Raw genomic sequence first — 593 nt, forward strand, 5'->3', positions numbered from 1 at the left:
CATATGTGCTAATCCCCGCAGCTTATCGCAGCTTGTCACGTCCTTCGTCGCCTCTGAGAGCCTAGGCATCCCCCATACGCCCTTAATAAGCTTATCTATTCGATAATTATTTATTTTTATTTTACTCTTCGCACTCCTTTCTCTAAAGAAAAAAGTACGCTCTTACTCTCGTATTCTTATATATTCTCAATATGTCAATGAACGTTTAAATTCCTTACTTACACCTTGTATAAGCAATGAAATCTTTGCCATAATACTTAAACTCAATTAAATATTACCATTCTTATTATAAACCTTATATCTAAAAACTAAATCAATTAAAATTTTACTCTTAATCTCTCTAACTCTTCTCTTGTGCCTTAAAGACTATAAAGTAGTCTCAGGCAGACTCGAACTGCCGACCTCTACATTATCAGTGTAGCGCTCTAACCAGCTGAGCTATGAGACTGGAGGCTTTATAATAATAATTAAATTGACAATTAGAAACATCAAAGCTTATCCTAACCGATTTCTGATTAAAGCTTAATTAATTCCCTTTTCTCTAAACGTCTACTGCATTTTATCAAATGCAATACTCTAAAAAAGGAGGTATT

At 33.7% G+C, this 593-nt stretch carries 1 tRNA gene and 1 rRNA gene; both read right to left on the bottom strand.

What is annotated here, in order from left to right:
* Positions 1-96 (bottom strand): 23S ribosomal RNA (locus LB452_RS13430); the annotation flags it as partial.
* Positions 97-374: 278 nt separating this feature from the next.
* A tRNA-Ile gene (locus LB452_RS13435) sits at positions 375-448 on the bottom strand.
* Between the last annotated feature and the right edge of the window lie 145 nt (positions 449-593).

This window comes from Psychroflexus longus (genome assembly GCF_020164595.1).
Classification (GTDB): domain Bacteria; phylum Bacteroidota; class Bacteroidia; order Flavobacteriales; family Flavobacteriaceae; genus Psychroflexus; species Psychroflexus longus.